The sequence below is a fragment of the Klebsiella sp. genome, assembly GCF_027492335.1.
GTDB classification, from domain to species: domain Bacteria; phylum Pseudomonadota; class Gammaproteobacteria; order Enterobacterales; family Enterobacteriaceae; genus Klebsiella; species Klebsiella huaxiensis.
The window spans coordinates 1-16,806 of record NZ_JAPUEW010000086.1; the positions used below are offsets into that span (position 1 = coordinate 1).

Here is a 16,806-nt window from a genome sequence, read left to right on the forward strand (position 1 = left end):
GTCTGGTTTAACCCTGCCAACGACAAACAAAGGCCAACAAGCGCGTTTTTTGCTGGTGCCATAGCTGTGTTTGATAAGACCTGGCGAGGGGAAAAATTCAGTTATATCAACCGCACCGAACTGGAAGCGAAAGGCCAGGCATTTATGGCGCTAGCGCAATTTGCTATTGGCAAATGTCCAGGGCAAGCAATGGCGCAACCAGCGAAAGCTGAGCAACCGACCGCGTCTACTGAACTACCAGAGACGGAATCAAGTATCTGGCCACTGGAGGTAGGGCTGATATTTCGTCAGGTTGAAGGTGCTGAGGATCTGGAATTCCCTCAGCAGGACAAGCTGAAAGCCCACATTAACCAGCTGTGTCTGGAGCGTATGCCAACAAGCGAAATTATCGCTGTTGCTGGTGGATTAGTGGAAAGCATGCAGGGGGTGAGTCATGCGTGAATTAATTGTTGATAATTTTGCTGGTGGCGGTGGCGCATCGACTGGTATTGAAATGGCGGTCGGGCGAAGCGTTGATATTGCTATTAACCACGATGTTAATGCCGTTGCTATGCATCGCACTAACCATCCCAACACGCTTCACTATTGCGAAAGTGTGTTTGATGTATCCCCATTAGCCTCTACCAGTGGCAAGCCTGTCGGCCTGGCATGGTTCTCGCCTGACTGTCGTCACTTTTCTAAAGCGAAAGGTGCTAAACCAGTAGAGAAAGCTATTCGAGGGCTGGCATGGATCGTCATTCGTTGGGCGCTGGATGTTGGCCCGCGAGTCATGATGCTGGAAAACGTCGAAGAGTTTAAAACGTGGGGTCCGTTACTCGCGGCAGAAATGCGACCAGATCCGGCACGCATCGGTGAAACTTTCAATGCATTTGTCGGGATGCTTACCACCGGTATTCCAGCAGATCATCCTGCACTGGTGGAGTGTTGCGAGTTTCTGGAGTTTTCACCGGATAGCGAGCAGGCCAAGCGCTTAATTGCCGGGCTGGGTTATGTCGTCGATTTTCGCGAGCTGCGCGCCTGCGATTATGGCGCGCCGACCATCCGTAAGCGGTTCTTCATGGTGATGCGACGGGACGGGAAACCGATAGTCTGGCCGGAAGCCACGCACGGGGATCCGAAGTCTGCCGCCGTGCTGGCGGGCCAGACAGAGCCGTGGCGTACAGCTGCGGAATGCATAGACTGGTCAATCCCCGCGCCGAGCATCTTCGGTCGCAAAAAGTCACTGGCAGAGAATACGCTAAAACGGATTGCCCGCGGCATTCAGCGCTTTGTTATCGAAAGCGCTTCGCCGTTCATCGTGAAGTGCAATCACACAACGACACGCGGCAAATACGACTGTTTCCGGGGACAGGCGCTGGACGATCCGCTACAGACGATTACGAAAACCCACGGCTACGCAATTGCGGTACCTCATCTGACAAAATTCCGAACCGGAGCTACCGGGCAGGAAGTCACCGATCCGTTGCCGACGGTGACGGCCGGTACGGCAAAACGCCCGGGCGGGAATGGTCACGCTCTGGGTATTGTTGAAGCAGAGCTGGCGCCGTTCCTGGCTGGCAATGGCGGCAGCGAGTACCAGGCTAAACCAGGCCCGCTCGATAAACCCGCTCACACCATCCTGAAAGAATCGCGCGCTTGTGTCGTCGCTCCGGTTATCGCCAGGCAGTTCGGCGCTAGCATCGGACACCGTGCCCACGAACCAAGCGCAACAATCACCGCGGGCGGTGGCGGTAAATCGCAGCTGGTTGTACCGACGCTCATTCAAATAGGATACGGAGAACGGCCAGGCCAGGCACCTCGCGTGCCAGGACAGGATAAGCCGCTGGGCACCGTTGTGGCTGGTGGCGGGAAACATGCTGTAGTTGGTGCGTTCCTGGCAAAACACTACGGAGGGAATTATCAGGGCGCTGGCGTGGGGCTGGATGAGCCAGCGCATTCAGTAACGACTGTCGATCACCATGCATTAGTCGCTTCTCATCTGGTTAAGCTGCGCGGAACCTGCCGCGATGGCCAGCGCACTGACGAGCCGATGCCGACTATCACTGCCGGTGGCCAGCACGTAGGGGAGGTTAAAACGACTCTGGCGGTCGAGGACTATGACGAAGAGCGAGCGCAGCAGGTGATGGCGTTCCTGCAGGAATACTGCGGAGAAGAATGCACCGGGCTGGTGGAAATCGGCGGGGTGACATATCGCATTGTCGACATTGGAATGCGCATGCTGCAGCCGCATGAACTTTACCGGGCGCAAGGCTTCCCGGAGTGGTACATCATTGACCAGGATTACCGCGGAGTGAAATACGCGAAAGATAAGCAGGTCGCGCGCTGTGGCAACGCCGTCCCGCCGCCTTTCGCAGAAGCCCTTGTAAGGGCAAACCTTCCTGAAATGTGTATTTACGGTCAGCGGGAGGTGGCATGAATCAGCTCTTTGTTGGGCGCATCCGCGACCGCTGGATAAAGCTTCGCCTTTGCCGTCATCGCGGCACTGTATTAGTTGACTACCGCATACTGAAAAACTTTATTCGCACATGCCAGATCCGGGGAGAGACAGCATGACTCCAATGCAACGCCGTAGACAAAATGCCGCTATGTCAGAAGTCGCGGTTGCCACGCATAAACGATACCTCGGACGCCCCGAATTACTTACCGGCATTCAGTCTGCCTGGATTAAATCCCTGCTCACTGTTTGGGGGGAAAGCCTCCGAGGAGCCACTTTCCCCCGCAAGCCTACAACGCATTCGTGCTGGTGGGCCGTCAAAGGGGTCAGATGGTCAGACAAAGCACTTGAGCGTTTCACTGCTGCGCTTGAACAGGCAAGGAGTGAGGGGTTTCGCGGGCCTAATGCCCTGAAGAGGGCACAGATAATTTTATGGCCAAAGCCAGAGACTAGCGTCATAGACAGCGCTATCAGTGATGATGATGCTGATTTTGTGGAGAAATGTGTGCTCGATGCCTTTGATGTTAACGACCCTGTTTATATTGTTGGGCTGAGCTATTACACGACGAGAAAAAAAATATCTGATATTACCAGGGAGCTTCAGAAGATAGCCCCATGGCTGACGGCAGACCAGGCAAGAGAGCGCGTGAAATGGTGCCTTAAGATATTTCAGGGAAGGGCATTTCTATCTGCACGCAAAAACCTGAGGAGTTAGGTTTTTTGCTTTTTGTGCTCAAGGTTCATTTTATAATTGATTTTCACCCAAAAATTTAGATAATCCATTCATGCTTGGCAGAGCTGCGCCACGATGGCAGCGATGAGAAGCGACAATTTGAATATAACGAAAACCCCGCCAATGCGGGGTTTTTGCTTTCCGGCGATACGACAGGGGTATTCGCGAGATGCATTGCATCAGTACCCCTGTCACATCGCCGTATAGCGACTTAAACCAACCAAAAAAGGTAGGTTCCATGATTGTTAATTTAAGGTAAAAAATTACCGTGAAGTTACCCGGTCAACCTCCTGACTAGGGCGGAAGTTGTCAGCCAGAGATGGAGTTAAAAGTCCGCAGGCCACGGTATGACAAGCCAACGGTCTTCCGAAGCAATTCGGCTTCACGAACATTCACATTTATTTGTACTAAACATACTTTCGCCTGCTCGCTGCAGGTTTTTTTTTATGGATGACCTCTTTAATCATATGGCATGAGAGTGGTATTTGACTGCAAAACAATTTGATAATAAATTGTTAATGTGGTGAATCCCCCTATGCGGAGGGGCATTGCCAGTCTGATATGTTTTTTTGCGCATTGCGAGTCGTCTGTGGACTGGCGGCGACTTACCGGGAGGCACCCGGCACCACACCTAATAAAAAATGATGATAGCTGTAAGGCCCACTTCGGTGGGCTTTTTCTTTGGGCAAAAAAAAGCCCGCATGGTTTCATGCAGGCAAGGCAGTTACATTTAGATTTTGTCCCGGTATATGTTTTTTTGTCCGGAAGTCGAAAGATACTGTCTCGAATACATTTTGTAAATAACGGATTCAAATCACAAGGCCATGCATTTGCATGGCTTTTTTATTATCAGGTCCCGCAGGAATCATCATCGACATGCTTCGTTGTTAAATCCAGCCTGACGGGCCTGACCCTTTTCAAACACACAGCTTCACGATCTTTAATCGGAGGCGGTAACTATGGCTAAACGTATGCAAGACAAAGAGAGCATTGCCGGGATGTCCTGGCTGGTTCTGCTGATCATTGCTTGCTGGGGTGGACTTGTCCGCTACCTGATAGATGTGAAGCAGAGCAAGGCAACATGGAGCTTGATCAATGCTCTTGCCCAAATGGTGGTTTCAGGGTTTACCGGCGTTATTGCTGGTCTGGTGAGCATTGAAAGCGGATTGAGCATTTACATGATACTGGCCACTTCCGGAATTAGCGGGGCAATGGGTTCTGTTGCTTTGACCTATTTCTGGGAGCGCATTACCGGAGTTAAGGCGCCATGACAGCAGATCAGATTATCGAGGGCATCCTCGGTAAAGAAGGGGGTTACGTAAATAACCCGAATGATAAAGGCGGCCCAACGCGCTGGGGTATCACGCAGACTACCGCCCGCGCATATGGCTATAGCGGCGATATGAAGGCGTTACCACGGGATACAGCCAAAGCAATTTATCTGTCGCAATACTGGACAGAACCGAAGTTTGACTGCATCGCCGAGTTGTCGCCAGCCATTGCACAGGAATTGTGTGATACTGGCGTGAACATGGGGCCACGTGTCGCCAGTACATTCCTGCAGCGCTGGTTAACGGCGTTGAATATGCAGGGCAAGCTATATCCGGATCTGAAGACGGACGGCGCGATCGGCAATCTCACCATCGCCGCCCTGAAAAGTTATCTCGCCGTTCGTGGCAAAGATGGCGAAGCCACGCTGCTAAAGGCGCTGAATTGCAGCCAGGGGGCTCGCTATCTTGAGTTGGCCGAAGCGAGGCCGGCTAACGAAGCGTTTCTATACGGCTGGGTTAAAGAGCGGGTGAGCCTATGAAGATGATTATTTTCGCTCTGCTGGCGCTGGTGGCCGTGCTGGTTCTGTTGCTAGTGCGCAAATATACCCGGCTGGAGTTTGTTGGTCATGCCCGGTTGCTGCTTAAAACATGGTCTGTCCGCCTGGGTGCTGCCGGCGCTTTGGTCGGTGTATGGGCCCAATCATTTCCGGACGCAGCTCTTCATGCCTGGGCGATGCTGCCGCCGGATATCAAAGATATTCTGCCTGCAAACATTGTGGCAATGATTAGCCCGGCCCTGGTGGTGCTCGCCATCCTCTCTCAATACGTCAGACAGCCAAAGCTGAAAGAAATAGCCGATGAGCAGCAGGAGGCGCAATGAGCCTTGAATTTATCAGCGGGCTGGTAGTCGTTCTGCTTGGCTTAATCGCTGGCGCGTTTGGGTTAGGCCATGCGCGCGGGACCAGCAAGGCGGAAGCCAAAGCCGAGCAGCAGCGCACTGAAGAAAACGCCGCTGCTACCGTCGCCGCGGCAGAACGCCGGGCTGATGCAACGAAAGGGGCCAGCGATGTACAGGAAGACGTTAAGCGTATGGGCGATGACGATGTTGATCGCGAGCTGCGCGAAAGATTTACCCGCCCCGGTGGTGGTTGATACCGCGTGCAGCTGGGTGCGGATCATCTACCTGACTGGCCACGATATCGACGCGCTGAACATGCAGACGAAGCGAGACATTCTGGCGCACAACAAATCAGTGCAGGCTAACTGCCCGCAACCAACCGGCAGGGTTACGCGATGACCAAGGCAAAGAATATTGAATTTCGACTAAGCAAACTTGAGAAAGGGCCAGACAAGAACGTTCTGGCCATCATGGAGATAAGGGCGAGGGCTATTGCAGGTAGCGTGCTGAAGCAGATTCCCTGCCAGGCGTTGAAAGATCGATGATGTCATTGAAGATTGCCTTGTAGGCTTTATTTAACTTCTCAACTGTTTTCGGGGTGATATCACTCGTAGGCGGCGCGTCGATACCATCCATTAATTCTATTTCAGCAAATTTTCTCAAAACCTGAAGGACATTTTCTTTTTGTTCTTCGGGCATCGTTTGCACGATAAAAGCAACAACGTTTCTCAGCGCCAGGATTTGAGCGTGAGTTACGTAGTAATGATCGATCATATTTTCTCCCTGTTCTGTTGAGTTAGGCGATTTAACAGTATAGAGGAGAAATGTTGTCCGCCACCCTGTAGCAGCCTTTAATCGTGATGCCTCGCAATAGCGGGTAAATTTCCATATCCAACCAAAAGAGAAAAACCAATGAGTGAAGCAAAACCGCAGGACGGCAGCACTGTAAAAGGCTACCGCACATTAACCGCTGGCGACATTGAGCGAATGAACCGCCTTAAAGGCGTCAGCCGCCACTTCTGTAGTTTGCTTGATACCGATCGAGGTGAATTGTTGGCTGTCCGTAATGGCCCGGCAATGTTAAGCGCTGAGCAGGCTCGGGAGATTGATGAAGCTTTGCGCTGTCTGGCAATCGCTCGCACCAAAATGCAGGAAGCCTGTATGTGGGCATGCCGCGCGGTGGCTCGCCCTGACGCTGATTGCTAACACAACTTGCGAAAAGAAATCCACCGAAAATAAGTCAGTCGATGCTTGATGATTAGCAGATAGTCTGCTAACGCTATCGTGATAGTATTTCAGCGGAGTTTATCTATTAAAAGGAATGCGCGATGTGGACGTACTGATTGACAGTGCTTTCGAGGGATATCTCATCCTCTTACTGGATATGTGGCCAGTTTTGATTGTTGCTTTCGTCGGGTTAGCTCTATCATTTTATGGTGTGCTAATGCCCAAAACAGCAGTCATTTTTCTACTGCTTGCCGTGATCGTAGGGACTTCAGGATGGATATATACCTGATATAAAAATAAGCTATAAAATTTTTGTTTCAACAATATAATAAAAATACATGACCTTTAAGTTTCATTGGCCTTTCACTTAAGTGCATTGATCATTCTAGACCGAAGCATCGTTCTGGAACCTAATAAACCATTGGAGTGTATACGACCAAATGAAGATATGCTGCAATGGTAGCCAATGATGCATCTACTATTTGTGAGGTAGCTCACCCTTGAGCTCACAGGTACCACAGTAAGGTGAACTTTGTTATGGCTGAAAAAACTCATACATTAGTTTAGAAAAAAGATGAGATTTAACAAGCGTAGCGGGCTCATGGGATTAGCGGGATTGCATATTCAGCTATCTGTTTTGCTCTTAAGGATGTCAGGTGTGGATGAAGCAATGCAAAAGCTAGTGAATTAAATGAGCTAAGTACTGAGTCGCATAGTTGAATGCCTTACAGAAGGCATTCATTTAATGATTTCTATAATAATGTCCAGAACAATAATCTGTCCGGGCAGACTAATTGGTCAGCAGTTACTGATTATAAAGACGAACTACACATTATTGTGTGGTTGCTGGTGTGAAAAAAAAGAAACACACTACTCTCATTGCACCTCTGTCCCAATACCAGTCTGTCGGAGGTCAGTTACTCGTTTAAGTGATGCTCTCCCGGATGGCTCCTGAGAGTTTATTTAATCGATAACTGTGCATGACAAAAGGCCGCATTTTTTGCGGCCTTTTTCTTAGCCATCAGAAAGGCCACCTCCTGGTGGCTTTTTTAATGGCATTACGGAGCCACTTTCCGAAGTGGTTTGATAAAGCCTCCCACATCGCATAGAGGTACGACATGGTCGAAATCACCGACGCCCAGCAGATTCGTCTGAACCTGCTTTCAACTCTGAACTACGACACCGCGGCGGCAAAAGTCGCTGTAGAATTTGTTCAGGACAGTCCGCTTAAGTACCAGTTATTCATCCAGCAATACAGCCGTGTCACATCAGAGACTGAAGTGGTGGCAAAGACGATGAAAGCAGTGCAGGAAGCAACTGAAGCGCTGCCGCTCTTCGATACCAGCGCTGAGCAGTCCAGCTAGGCATTACAGCAGGCATTCACTGAGTGCCTGTGATAATGCCGGGCTCAATTGCGGTACTGTTGTTTCCCCTGTTAATCTGTCCCAAACAAACCGATGGGGATAGGGGCGTGAAAAAGTTACTTTTTGCAGCATTAATTGGTGTTTCAGCTTTAACAATTACCGCATGTGCGCCAACAGTCCAGAAAGTAGATTACAACCAGAGATCAATGCTTTTATCTCTTGGAATGAATAAAAACGATGTCATGCAGATCATGGGGTCGCCACGCAGGACGGATGTGAACCAGGAACGCGAACGCTGGATATACTGGAATAAGGCTCTCTATGGTTACACAATAATTGATAACGAACAATTGGCTAACGATCGACTGGTTATAACGTTCGTTAATGGTAAGGTTACCAAATGGGGCCAGCAAACGCTGACTGATGACATAATGGAGTCATCACAAAAGAGTGCACAGGCTTATGCTGAGGCATTCAAGAAATAGACATTTCAGTCAAATGATAACCTCGCTTCGGCGGGGTTTTTTTATATCTAAAAGAGGTAATAACCGATGAGCTTTAAACATGAACTTGGTCAGGTGGTAACCGTTACTATCAGTGAAGAAGAAGGGCATATCAAAGCTCGCGCAGAATATACACATGGCCCCAATCAGTACCTTATTCATTATCGTGCAGCAGACGGGCGAGCTGTAGACGCATGGTTTGAAGAAGGGGAGCTGTCTCCATCTGCACTGTAGACGCACGCATTACAGAAGCCCTTCACATCGCGAGTGGCTTTGATAATGAGAGTGAATATCATTATCGTTTACGGGTCCTCCCGAAGGGGGAGGCTACCACGGGGCGGCGTGCTCGCGGAAAACGGCTAGTTTTCATATTTCATAGTCATCATCATCATGCGCACAGGTTATTGATTTTCCAGATGTCGGATTTTCAATGATGTCGAATCGTACAAAAAGTGCTCACCATCATGGACCAGGAAATCGCTGCTTTAAAACTCAACATCAACCAGCTCGCTGGTATCACTGGCGTGCACCGCCAGACGGTTGCCGCCAGGCTGAAAAACGTTGCTCCGGCAACGGGCAGTAATAGCAAGCTCAAGCTCTATCTCGTCACTGATATTTTGAGTGAGCTGATGATTCCGACGGTCTCAACGGCAAGCGTCGAAGAGATGGACCCCTCAGACAGGCTCGCGCACTGGAAGGCTGAGAACGAGCGACTGAAATTTGAGGTTGATACAAAGCAACTTATTCCTGCCGAAGATGTTGCCAGAGAATTTTCACTGATGGCGAAAGCCGTTGTCATGGTGCTTGAAACACTCCCGGACATTCTTGAACGCGACTGCGCACTTACGCCGGTTGCGGTGTCACGCGTGCAAAGCGTGATTGATGACCTGCGCGATCAGGTCGCCCAAAAAGTAATGGACGCCGAACCAGAGGAGGATGAGCCAGAGGAGGACTGATGGCAAAACGGGCATCAGCCAAGGGGATTCGCCGCGATGTCTCCGGCATTTTACGAGCCCCGCGTCGTATGCAAGTGGCCGACGCGGTCAGTGCATATATGCGTGTGCCGATGGGGGCGGGTAACTCCGTTCCCTGGGACCCCAATCTGGCCCCTTACATTATCGAACCGATGAACTGTCTGGCCTCCAGGGAATACGATGCCGTAGTATTTGTCGGGCCTGCCCGAACCGGGAAAACGATCGGCCTCATTGATGGCTGGATTGTCTATAACATCGTTTGTGATCCGGCTGACATGCTGGTTATTCAGGTATCCGAAGAGAAAGCACGTGAACATTCCAAGAAACGCCTCGACCGAACATTCCGTTGTAGTCAGGAAGTAAAATCGCGACTCAGCCCGCGTCGTAATGATAATAACGTTCACGACCGTACCTTCCGGGCCGGAAACTATCTCAAACTGGGTTGGCCGTCGGTCAACATCATGTCGTCGTCAGACTATAAAAGTGTGGCGCTGACTGACTATGATCGCTTTCCTGAAGATATCGACGGGGAGGGTGATGCATTTTCCCTGGGTTCGAAACGTACCACTACCTTTATGTCCAGCGGCATGACCCTGGTTGAGAGTTCGCCTGGCCGTGATATTCGTGACACAAAATGGCGACCAACCACCGCGCATGAAGCGCCGCCAACTACCGGCATATTATCGTTGTTTAATCGTGGTGACCGCCGCCGCCTTTACTGGCCTTGCCCGCATTGCGGAGAATATTTTCAGCCCGAAGTCGCCAATATGACGGGATACCGTGACTCCCCTGATCCCGTTGTGGCAAGTGAGTCTGCTTATCTTCAGTGTCCGGCCTGCAAAGGCAAGATCACGCCGGATATGAAACGTGAACTGAATATCCGCCATGTCTGGCTGCGCGACGGGGAAAAAATAGATCGTGATGGAAATAAATATGGTGAGCCGCGTCGTTCACGTATCGCGTCGTTCTGGATGGAAGGGCCAGCCGCGGCATACCAGACGTGGGCACAGATGATATACAAATTCCTGACTGCCGAGCAGGAATATGAGTCCACACAGAGCGAAGAAACGCTAAAAACGGTGGTCAATACCGACTTTGGTCGGCCCTATTTGCCCCGTGCCAGCATGGAACAGCGTAAAAGTGAACTGCTGGAGCAGCGAGCCGAAGACGTGCCAAAACGTTCAGTACCCGACGGCGTTGAATTTCTCATAGCGACAGTCGACGTGCAGGGCGGGAAGTCCCGGCGGTTTGTGGTTCAGGTTACTGGGTATGGCATGCAGGGGGAGAGATGGCTGGTCGATCGCTACAACATCCGCCAGTCATTACGGGCAAACGAGCACGGTGAATGTTACCCCATTGATCCGGCCAGTTACCCGGAAGACTGGGATTTACTTCTGTCCGACGTGTTCGAAAAGTCCTGGGCCTTATCAAGTGACCCTTCAAAACGCATGCGGCTCATGGCGATGGCTGTCGATTCAGGCGGCGAGGATGGTGTCACCGATAACGCCTATAAGTTCTGGCGTAAATGTCGACGGGATGGACTGGGTAAAAAGGTTTTCCTCTTTAAGGGCGACAGTGTACGACGCTCAAAACTGATTACCCGCACATTTCCTGATAACACTGACAGATCAACTCGCCGGGCAAAAGCTGCTGGCGATGTGCCGCTTTACCTTCTTCAGACCGATGCACTGAAAGACCAGGTTAATAACGCCCTGTGGCGTGAATCACCCGGCCCGAACTATGTGCATTTCCCGAAATGGCTCGGCAGCTGGTTCTACGATGAGCTGACCTATGAGGAGCGATCACCTGATGGAAAATGGAGAAAACCGGGCCGAGGTCCGAACGAAGCATTCGACCTGCTCGTTTATGCTGATGCGTTGGTCATATTGCACGGGTACGAAAAGATTAAGTGGGCGGATGCACCTGAATGGGCGAAGCGGACAACGTGGATCGAAGAAAGCACGTCGGAAACTGGCGAAGTGTCATCCACGTTACCACCAAAAACGACCCATAGCAGGAAAAAACGGAAGGCAAATAAGCCCGATGTTGAAAACAATCCCTGGACCACATCATCAGGAGGCTGGGTGTGAAACAAACCGATATTGAATCCATTATCCAGCGTTATACCGATGCGGAAATAGCTGTGCTGGACGGAAAGTCTATAACATTCAACGGGCAGCAGATGACGCTGGAAAACCTGTCCGAAATCCGCAAAGGGCGGCAAGAATGGGAGCGCCGCCTTGCTTCCCTTCTGGCTCAACGACACGGGCGACCCGGTTATAAACTCGCGAGGTTTCCATGAGCCTGTTAGATGATGCGATTGGCGTCTTTTCCCCTGGATGGAAAGCATCGCGTTTACGTTCCAGAGCGATGATTCAGGCATATGAAGCTGTTAAGCCCGCCCGAACACACAAGGCGCGCAGGGAAAACCGTTCCGCTAACCAGCTAAGCCAGATGGGTGCTGTATCCCTCCGTGAGCAAGCGCGATGGCTGGACAATAATCACGATCTCGTTATCGGCGTGTTCGATAAGCTTGAAGAACGGGTGGTGGGGGCAAAAGGAATTATTGTTGAGCCCCACCCGGTACTGAAGAACGGAAAAATAGCGAAGAAACTGGCTGAACAAATTAGAGCGAAGTGGGCTGAATGGTCGGTCAGCCCTGAGGTAACGGGACAGTTTACCCGCCCGATGCTTGAGCGGTTGATGCTCAGGAGCTGGCTCAGGGACGGAGAAATTTTCGCTCAGATGGTGAATGGCTCAGCGCAGGGACTTGATCCGGTGGCTGGCGTACCTTTCTGGCTTGAAGCGCTTGAGGCCGATTTTGTGCCGATGACCAATGATGAGTCTGCGCAATTATGCCAGGGGGTTTATGTAGATAACTGGGGGCGCCCGAAAAAGTACCTGGTCTATAAAAGTCTACCTGTTACTGGCCGTCAATTGGATACGAAAGATGTTGATGCCGGGAATATGCTTCATCTCAAATTTACCCGCCGTCTTCATCAGACCCGAGGTACATCTCTCCTATCTGGTGTACTCATGCGCCTCAGTGCGCTGAAAGAATACGAGGATGCGGAGCTAACGGCAGCACGCATTGCAGCTGCACTGGGGATGTACATTAAAAAAGGGGACGGGCAAAGCCTTGATGGTGACGCCAGTAAAGACAATCGCGACGTAATAATTGAGCCTGGCATTATCTATGATGATTTGCTGCCCGGTGAAGACATCGGGATGATCAAGTCCGACAGACCAAACCCTAACCTTGAACCATTCCGAAATGGACAATTGCGCGCTGTCGCTGCCGGCGCTCGTCTCAGCTTCTCCAGTACAGCCAGAAACTACGATGGAACATACAGTGCGCAGCGCCAGGAGTTGGTTGAATCAACAGATGGTTATCTGATCCTTCAGGACTGGTTCATCGGCGCAATCACCCGGCCAATGTACCGAAACTGGTTAAAAATGGCGGTAGCTTCTGGCGAAATTCAGCTACCACGTGGGCTGGATATGGCGTCGCTTTACACTGCAGTTTATTCCGGCCCGGTTATGCCGTGGATCGACCCAGTTAAAGAGGCTAATGCCTGGAAGGCGCAAATCCGGGGCGGCGCTGCGACGGAATCTGACTGGGTGCGTGCCAGCGGGCGCAACCCGGATGACGTGAAACGGCGCCGTAAGGCTGAAGTCGATGATAACCGCGAACTTGGACTGGTGTATGACACCGATCCTGCTAACGATAAAGGAGGCACCAGTGCCGAAGTCAAAGAATCGGACGCCCCGACGTCCGAAAGCCAGCGCAAAAAGTAATTCCTGGTTCCGTATGCAGGCCAGCGCCGACAACGAAGCGGAAATATACATTTACGACGAGATCGGCTACTGGGGGGTAACAGCTCGCCAGTTTGTGAACGATCTGAAGGCACTGGGTGATGTAACTCATATTAACCTTCATATCAATTCACCTGGTGGCGATGTCTTTGATGGCATCGCCATTTTTAATGCCCTTAAACACCACGGAGCTGCAATTACCGTTCATATCGACGGCCTGGCGGCCTCTATGGCATCCGTCATTGCAATGGTGGGTAACCCGGTCATCATGCCGGAAAACACCATGATGATGATCCACAAGCCCTGGGGCTTTGCTGGTGGCGATGCTAACGATATGCGTGACTATGCCGAATTGCTGGACAAGGTTGAGTCCGTGTTGATCCCTGCTTATGCAGCGAAAACCGGCAAGTCCAGCGATGAAATCGCGGCGATGCTTGAAGATGAAACCTGGATGGACGGCAGTGAATGCGTCGAGTTGGGTTTTGCCGACCAGGTCACACCATCCCTTCAGGCTATGGCCTGTATCCAGTCTAAACGTATTGAGGACTTCGAAAAGATGCCAAACAACATTCGTAATATGATTACACCTCCGCGTAACTCTAACCAGCGCGATCCACAGCAACCTGTTAATCAGCCTCAGGCACAACACCTTGCCACTCAGCCGAACGGCGCTGACGAAAACACCATCCGCGCCCAGGTTATTGCGGAGCAGAAAGAACGTGTTAACGGTATTAACAATCTCTTCGCGATGTTTGGTGGCAAACATTCCGAACTGCAGGCGAAGTGTGTAGCCGATATGGATTGCACTGTCGATCAGGCTAAAGACACGCTGCTGGCGCTGTTGGGTAAAGATGCTTCACCATCGGCGAAAACCACGCCAGCGCATATCCATGCAGGTAACGGTAATTTTGTCGCCGATGGTATTCGCCAGGCATTGATGGCGCGTGCCGGATTTGAAGGTCAGGAACGTGACAATGTCTACAACGGCATGACCCTGCGTGAATATGCCCGCATGGCCCTGACTGAGCGGGGAATTGGTGTATCGAGCTATAATCCGATGCAGATGGTAGGGCTGGCGCTGACGCACAGCACCTCCGATTTTGGCAACATCCTGCTTGATGTCGCCAACAAAGCGATTTTGCAGGGCTGGGACGAAGCGGCAGAAACCTTTGAGCAGTGGACAAAGAAAGGCCAGCTATCGGACTTTAAGACAGCGCATCGTGTGGGAATGGGCGGATTCCCGTCTTTGCGGCAGGTTCGCGAAGGTGCTGAATATAAGTATGTGACCACCGGCGATAAAGGAGAAACCATCGCGCTCGCCACCTACGGGGAAATTTTTGCCATCACCCGCCAGGCAATCATCAACGATGATCTGAACCAGCTCACTGATGTTCCGATGAAAATGGGCCGTGCCGCTAAGGCGACTATCGGTGACCTGGTTTACGCCATCCTGACCAAAAACCCAAAACTCTCTGATGGTAAGACGTTATTCCACGCAGACCACAAGAACCTGTCCACTGGTGCTATTTCCGTCAGCAGCTTGGACGATGCGCGTAAATTGATGCGCCTGCAGAAAGAGGGGGAGCGCTCTCTGAATATCCGCCCGGCATTTATGCTGGTGCCGGTCGCGCTGGAGACACTGGCTAACCAGACGATTAAATCAGCGAGCGTAAAAGGGGCGGATATCAACGCCGGGATTATTAACCCGATCCAGAATTTTGCAGATGTGATTGCAGAGGCCCGTCTTGACGAATCTGACGCAAAAGCCTGGTATCTGATGGCTGCAAAAGGGACGGACACCATCGAAGTGGCGTATCTGAATGGTGTTGATACTCCTTACATTGATCAGCAGGAAGGGTTTACCACTGACGGTATCGCTACAAAAGTTCGTATCGATGCTGGTGTGGCACCGCTTGATTATCGCGGTCTGGCTAAATCCAGCGGCCAGTAATCATTACAGTTCTGAAAATCGACGCCCGTAAGGGCTTTTTTTATACCTGAAATCAGCCCTACGGGGCTGACAGGAGACGTTATGGCTAAAAATTATGTGCAAAACGGCATGACCATCCCACTTAAAAACTCTGGTGTAGACGAGATTCTCAGCGGCACACCGGTCGCTTTGGGCGGGATCGTTGCGGTTGCAATTACCGATATTCAGCCGGGTGATGTAGGCGACGGATTCGCTGAAGGTGTCTTCCTTTTACCTAAGCTGCCAGCTGATGCCGTGACCGCCGGGGAAAAGGTATATCTCAAAGCTGGAAATGTTCAGTTGGATGACACCGATGCGGTATTAGCCGGGACTGCCTGGGAAGATGCTGCTGCAGGCGTTACCGTCCTGGAAGTCAAAATCAATGGCTAATGCCTTTGACAAGATGACTGAAAGAATGGATGCGCTGACGGAGAAAAGGTTGGGCAGAACGGTGACTATTAACGGCAATGAACATATTGCCGTTGAAAGTCATCTATTGCCTGAGCTGGGGCCGGTCGCGGGTGATGGGATTAACCTGGTCGTCTTCAGCGTCGGCTATCAGCCGGCGCGAGGAGATGAGGTTATTTATAAAAGTCAGGTTTACGCCGTCACCCGTTGGCTTCTCTTTAATGGCAAGCCGCAGATCTGGATTGAGGAGGTCATAGGTGACGATTAAAGGCCTGGAAGAGCTCAAACAGAACCTGAGTAATATCAGTAAAAATGCTATACCGCGGGCGACCTCTCAGTCCATTAACCGGGTGGCTGGAAGAGCAATAAGCCGAAGCTCAACCCGTGTGGCGAAAGAAACCAGGGTTAAGCGGAAGCTGGTTATGCAGCGATCCAGGCTTAAGCGGGCGAGTCCTAAAAAGCCAATGGCAACCATCCGGGTAAATCGCGGGAATTTGCCAGCGATAAAGTTGGGGCCAGTACGGGTTCAGCTTTCACGATGTAAGCGTGATAACGGTAGTTCAGGTAGCGTTCTGAAAGTTGGGAATTTCAGCTTCCCTGGGGCCTTCGTACAGCAACTTAACAACGGGCGCTGGCACGTTCTCCGGCGTACCGGAAAATCCCGTTATCCGGTCGAGGTTGTGAAAGTACCATTGGTTACACCTCTGACAACGGCATTCAGAGAAGAACTGCCCAAACTGATGGAATCGGATATGCCAAAAGAGCTTATGGCGGCCCTTAAAAATCAGATAAGGCTGGTGACAAAATGATACACCCGCAAATCAGAAAAGCCGTTCTAGACAAACTGAAGTTTATCAACCCCGGGAAAACCTTCTGGTATGACGGCCGGCCAGCATTCCTGGCTCCAGAGGAGTTGCCCGCGGTCGCAGTTTATCTTACTGATGCGAAGGCTACGGGTAGCAGCATTGATGAGGAGGAGTGGGAGGCCGTCCTCCACATTGAAGTATTCCTTAAAGCAACCGCGACCGATAGCGAGCTGGATAAATGGATGGAAACCCGCATCTATCCTGCGATGACTGACGTTCCTGTGCTTGCCAGTATCGTCGAAACCATCAGCGTTGCCGGCTACGACTACCAACGTGACGATGAAGCCACTACATGGGGCTCCGCCGATCTCCAGTATTCCCTGACTTATATTATGTGAGGAGC

The 16,806-nt window shown here is 51.2% G+C and carries 22 protein-coding genes and 1 pseudogene; 22 read left to right on the top strand and 1 reads right to left on the bottom strand.

Annotation, left to right across the window (positions count from 1 at the left end; all coding sequences use genetic code 11):
• From QVF11_RS24715 to QVF11_RS24755, 9 genes and pseudogenes are all read left to right on the top strand, one after another.
• Window positions 1-441: pseudogene (locus QVF11_RS24715) on the top strand (phage N-6-adenine-methyltransferase); the annotation flags it as partial.
• Window positions 434-2,416 carry a DNA cytosine methyltransferase gene (locus QVF11_RS24720; RefSeq protein ID WP_287860042.1) on the top strand — a complete coding sequence of 661 codons (1,983 nt, stop codon included), beginning with the start codon at window positions 434-436 and terminating at the stop codon, window positions 2,414-2,416. The pseudogene QVF11_RS24715 and the gene QVF11_RS24720, both read left to right, overlap by 8 nt.
• Window positions 2,413-2,553, top strand: coding sequence for a YlcG family protein (locus QVF11_RS24725; RefSeq protein ID WP_157261913.1), 141 nt, complete (start codon window positions 2,413-2,415; stop codon window positions 2,551-2,553). The genes QVF11_RS24720 and QVF11_RS24725 overlap by 4 nt, the downstream gene beginning before the upstream one ends.
• Window positions 2,550-3,149: a hypothetical protein gene (locus QVF11_RS24730; RefSeq protein WP_049083040.1), complete on the top strand. Its 600-nt coding sequence runs from the start codon at window positions 2,550-2,552 to the stop codon at window positions 3,147-3,149. Before QVF11_RS24725 ends, QVF11_RS24730 begins: the two co-directional genes overlap by 4 nt.
• 989 nt (window positions 3,150-4,138) lie before the next feature.
• Window positions 4,139-4,438 (top strand): phage holin family protein, encoded by a 300-nt coding sequence (locus QVF11_RS24735; RefSeq protein ID WP_031280382.1) that lies wholly within the window; start codon window positions 4,139-4,141, stop codon window positions 4,436-4,438.
• Window positions 4,435-4,977: a glycoside hydrolase family 108 protein gene (locus tag QVF11_RS24740; protein WP_049094270.1), complete on the top strand. Its 543-nt coding sequence runs from the start codon at window positions 4,435-4,437 to the stop codon at window positions 4,975-4,977. Before QVF11_RS24735 ends, QVF11_RS24740 begins: the two co-directional genes overlap by 4 nt.
• The gene (locus QVF11_RS24745; protein ID WP_042944971.1) at window positions 4,974-5,318 is read left to right on the top strand and encodes a DUF7940 domain-containing protein; all 345 of its coding nucleotides are present in this window, start codon (window positions 4,974-4,976) and stop codon (window positions 5,316-5,318) included. Before QVF11_RS24740 ends, QVF11_RS24745 begins: the two co-directional genes overlap by 4 nt.
• Entirely contained in the window at window positions 5,315-5,590 is a 276-nt protein-coding gene (locus QVF11_RS24750) for a hypothetical protein (protein ID WP_014837906.1), read from the top strand. The genes QVF11_RS24745 and QVF11_RS24750 overlap by 4 nt, the downstream gene beginning before the upstream one ends.
• Entirely contained in the window at window positions 5,541-5,735 is a 195-nt protein-coding gene (locus QVF11_RS24755) for a hypothetical protein (RefSeq protein WP_287860058.1), read from the top strand. Before QVF11_RS24750 ends, QVF11_RS24755 begins: the two co-directional genes overlap by 50 nt.
• 90 nt (window positions 5,736-5,825) lie before the next feature.
• On the opposite strand, the gene QVF11_RS24760 is transcribed toward QVF11_RS24755, so the two are convergent.
• Window positions 5,826-6,110 carry a hypothetical protein gene (locus tag QVF11_RS24760; RefSeq protein ID WP_014837907.1) on the bottom strand — a complete coding sequence of 95 codons (285 nt, stop codon included), beginning with the start codon at window positions 6,108-6,110 and terminating at the stop codon, window positions 5,826-5,828.
• 138 nt (window positions 6,111-6,248) lie between these two features.
• Here QVF11_RS24760 and QVF11_RS24765 point away from each other — a divergent pair, with 138 nt between their 5' ends.
• The 13 genes from QVF11_RS24765 to gpU all read left to right on the top strand — a co-directional run bounded on the left by QVF11_RS24765 (window position 6,249) and on the right by gpU (window position 16,801).
• Complete coding sequence (locus QVF11_RS24765) at window positions 6,249-6,542, top strand: Acb2/Tad1 domain-containing protein (RefSeq protein ID WP_025108059.1); 294 nt, start codon at window positions 6,249-6,251, stop codon at window positions 6,540-6,542.
• Window positions 6,543-7,681: 1,139 nt separating this feature from the next.
• Window positions 7,682-7,927 (top strand): DUF2560 family protein, encoded by a 246-nt coding sequence (locus QVF11_RS24775; protein ID WP_070596267.1) that lies wholly within the window; start codon window positions 7,682-7,684, stop codon window positions 7,925-7,927.
• A gap of 107 nt (window positions 7,928-8,034) precedes the next feature.
• Window positions 8,035-8,412, top strand: a complete 378-nt coding sequence (locus QVF11_RS24780) for an outer membrane protein assembly factor BamE (protein WP_163523724.1) — start codon at window positions 8,035-8,037, stop codon at window positions 8,410-8,412.
• Between the two features lie 66 nt (window positions 8,413-8,478).
• Window positions 8,479-8,664, top strand: a complete 186-nt coding sequence (locus QVF11_RS24785; protein ID WP_071785246.1) for a hypothetical protein — start codon at window positions 8,479-8,481, stop codon at window positions 8,662-8,664.
• A gap of 230 nt (window positions 8,665-8,894) precedes the next feature.
• Window positions 8,895-9,386, top strand: coding sequence for a DUF1441 family protein (locus tag QVF11_RS24790; protein ID WP_004849299.1), 492 nt, complete (start codon window positions 8,895-8,897; stop codon window positions 9,384-9,386).
• Window positions 9,386-11,494, top strand: a complete 2,109-nt coding sequence (locus tag QVF11_RS24795; RefSeq protein ID WP_287860071.1) for a phage terminase large subunit family protein — start codon at window positions 9,386-9,388, stop codon at window positions 11,492-11,494. The genes QVF11_RS24790 and QVF11_RS24795 overlap by 1 nt, the downstream gene beginning before the upstream one ends.
• Complete coding sequence (locus QVF11_RS24800; RefSeq protein ID WP_014228569.1) at window positions 11,491-11,706, top strand: hypothetical protein; 216 nt, start codon at window positions 11,491-11,493, stop codon at window positions 11,704-11,706. The genes QVF11_RS24795 and QVF11_RS24800 overlap by 4 nt, the downstream gene beginning before the upstream one ends.
• Entirely contained in the window at window positions 11,703-13,202 is a 1,500-nt protein-coding gene (locus QVF11_RS24805; RefSeq protein WP_287860076.1) for a phage portal protein, read from the top strand. The genes QVF11_RS24800 and QVF11_RS24805 overlap by 4 nt, the downstream gene beginning before the upstream one ends.
• Window positions 13,111-15,171: a ClpP-like prohead protease/major capsid protein fusion protein gene (locus QVF11_RS24810; protein WP_462661383.1), complete on the top strand. Its 2,061-nt coding sequence runs from the start codon at window positions 13,111-13,113 to the stop codon at window positions 15,169-15,171. Before QVF11_RS24805 ends, QVF11_RS24810 begins: the two co-directional genes overlap by 92 nt.
• An 81-nt stretch (window positions 15,172-15,252) precedes the next feature.
• On the top strand, window positions 15,253-15,579 hold the full coding sequence (locus QVF11_RS24815) for a DUF2190 family protein (protein WP_097357930.1): 327 nt from the start codon (window positions 15,253-15,255) through the stop codon (window positions 15,577-15,579).
• Complete coding sequence (locus QVF11_RS24820) at window positions 15,572-15,865, top strand: ATP-binding protein (protein ID WP_080850552.1); 294 nt, start codon at window positions 15,572-15,574, stop codon at window positions 15,863-15,865. Before QVF11_RS24815 ends, QVF11_RS24820 begins: the two co-directional genes overlap by 8 nt.
• Window positions 15,855-16,406, top strand: a complete 552-nt coding sequence (locus QVF11_RS24825) for a phage tail protein (protein ID WP_287860078.1) — start codon at window positions 15,855-15,857, stop codon at window positions 16,404-16,406. The genes QVF11_RS24820 and QVF11_RS24825 overlap by 11 nt, the downstream gene beginning before the upstream one ends.
• Window positions 16,403-16,801, top strand: coding sequence for a phage tail terminator protein (gene gpU / locus QVF11_RS24830; RefSeq protein ID WP_287637451.1), 399 nt, complete (start codon window positions 16,403-16,405; stop codon window positions 16,799-16,801). Before QVF11_RS24825 ends, gpU begins: the two co-directional genes overlap by 4 nt.
• Window positions 16,802-16,806: the final 5 nt, after the last annotated feature.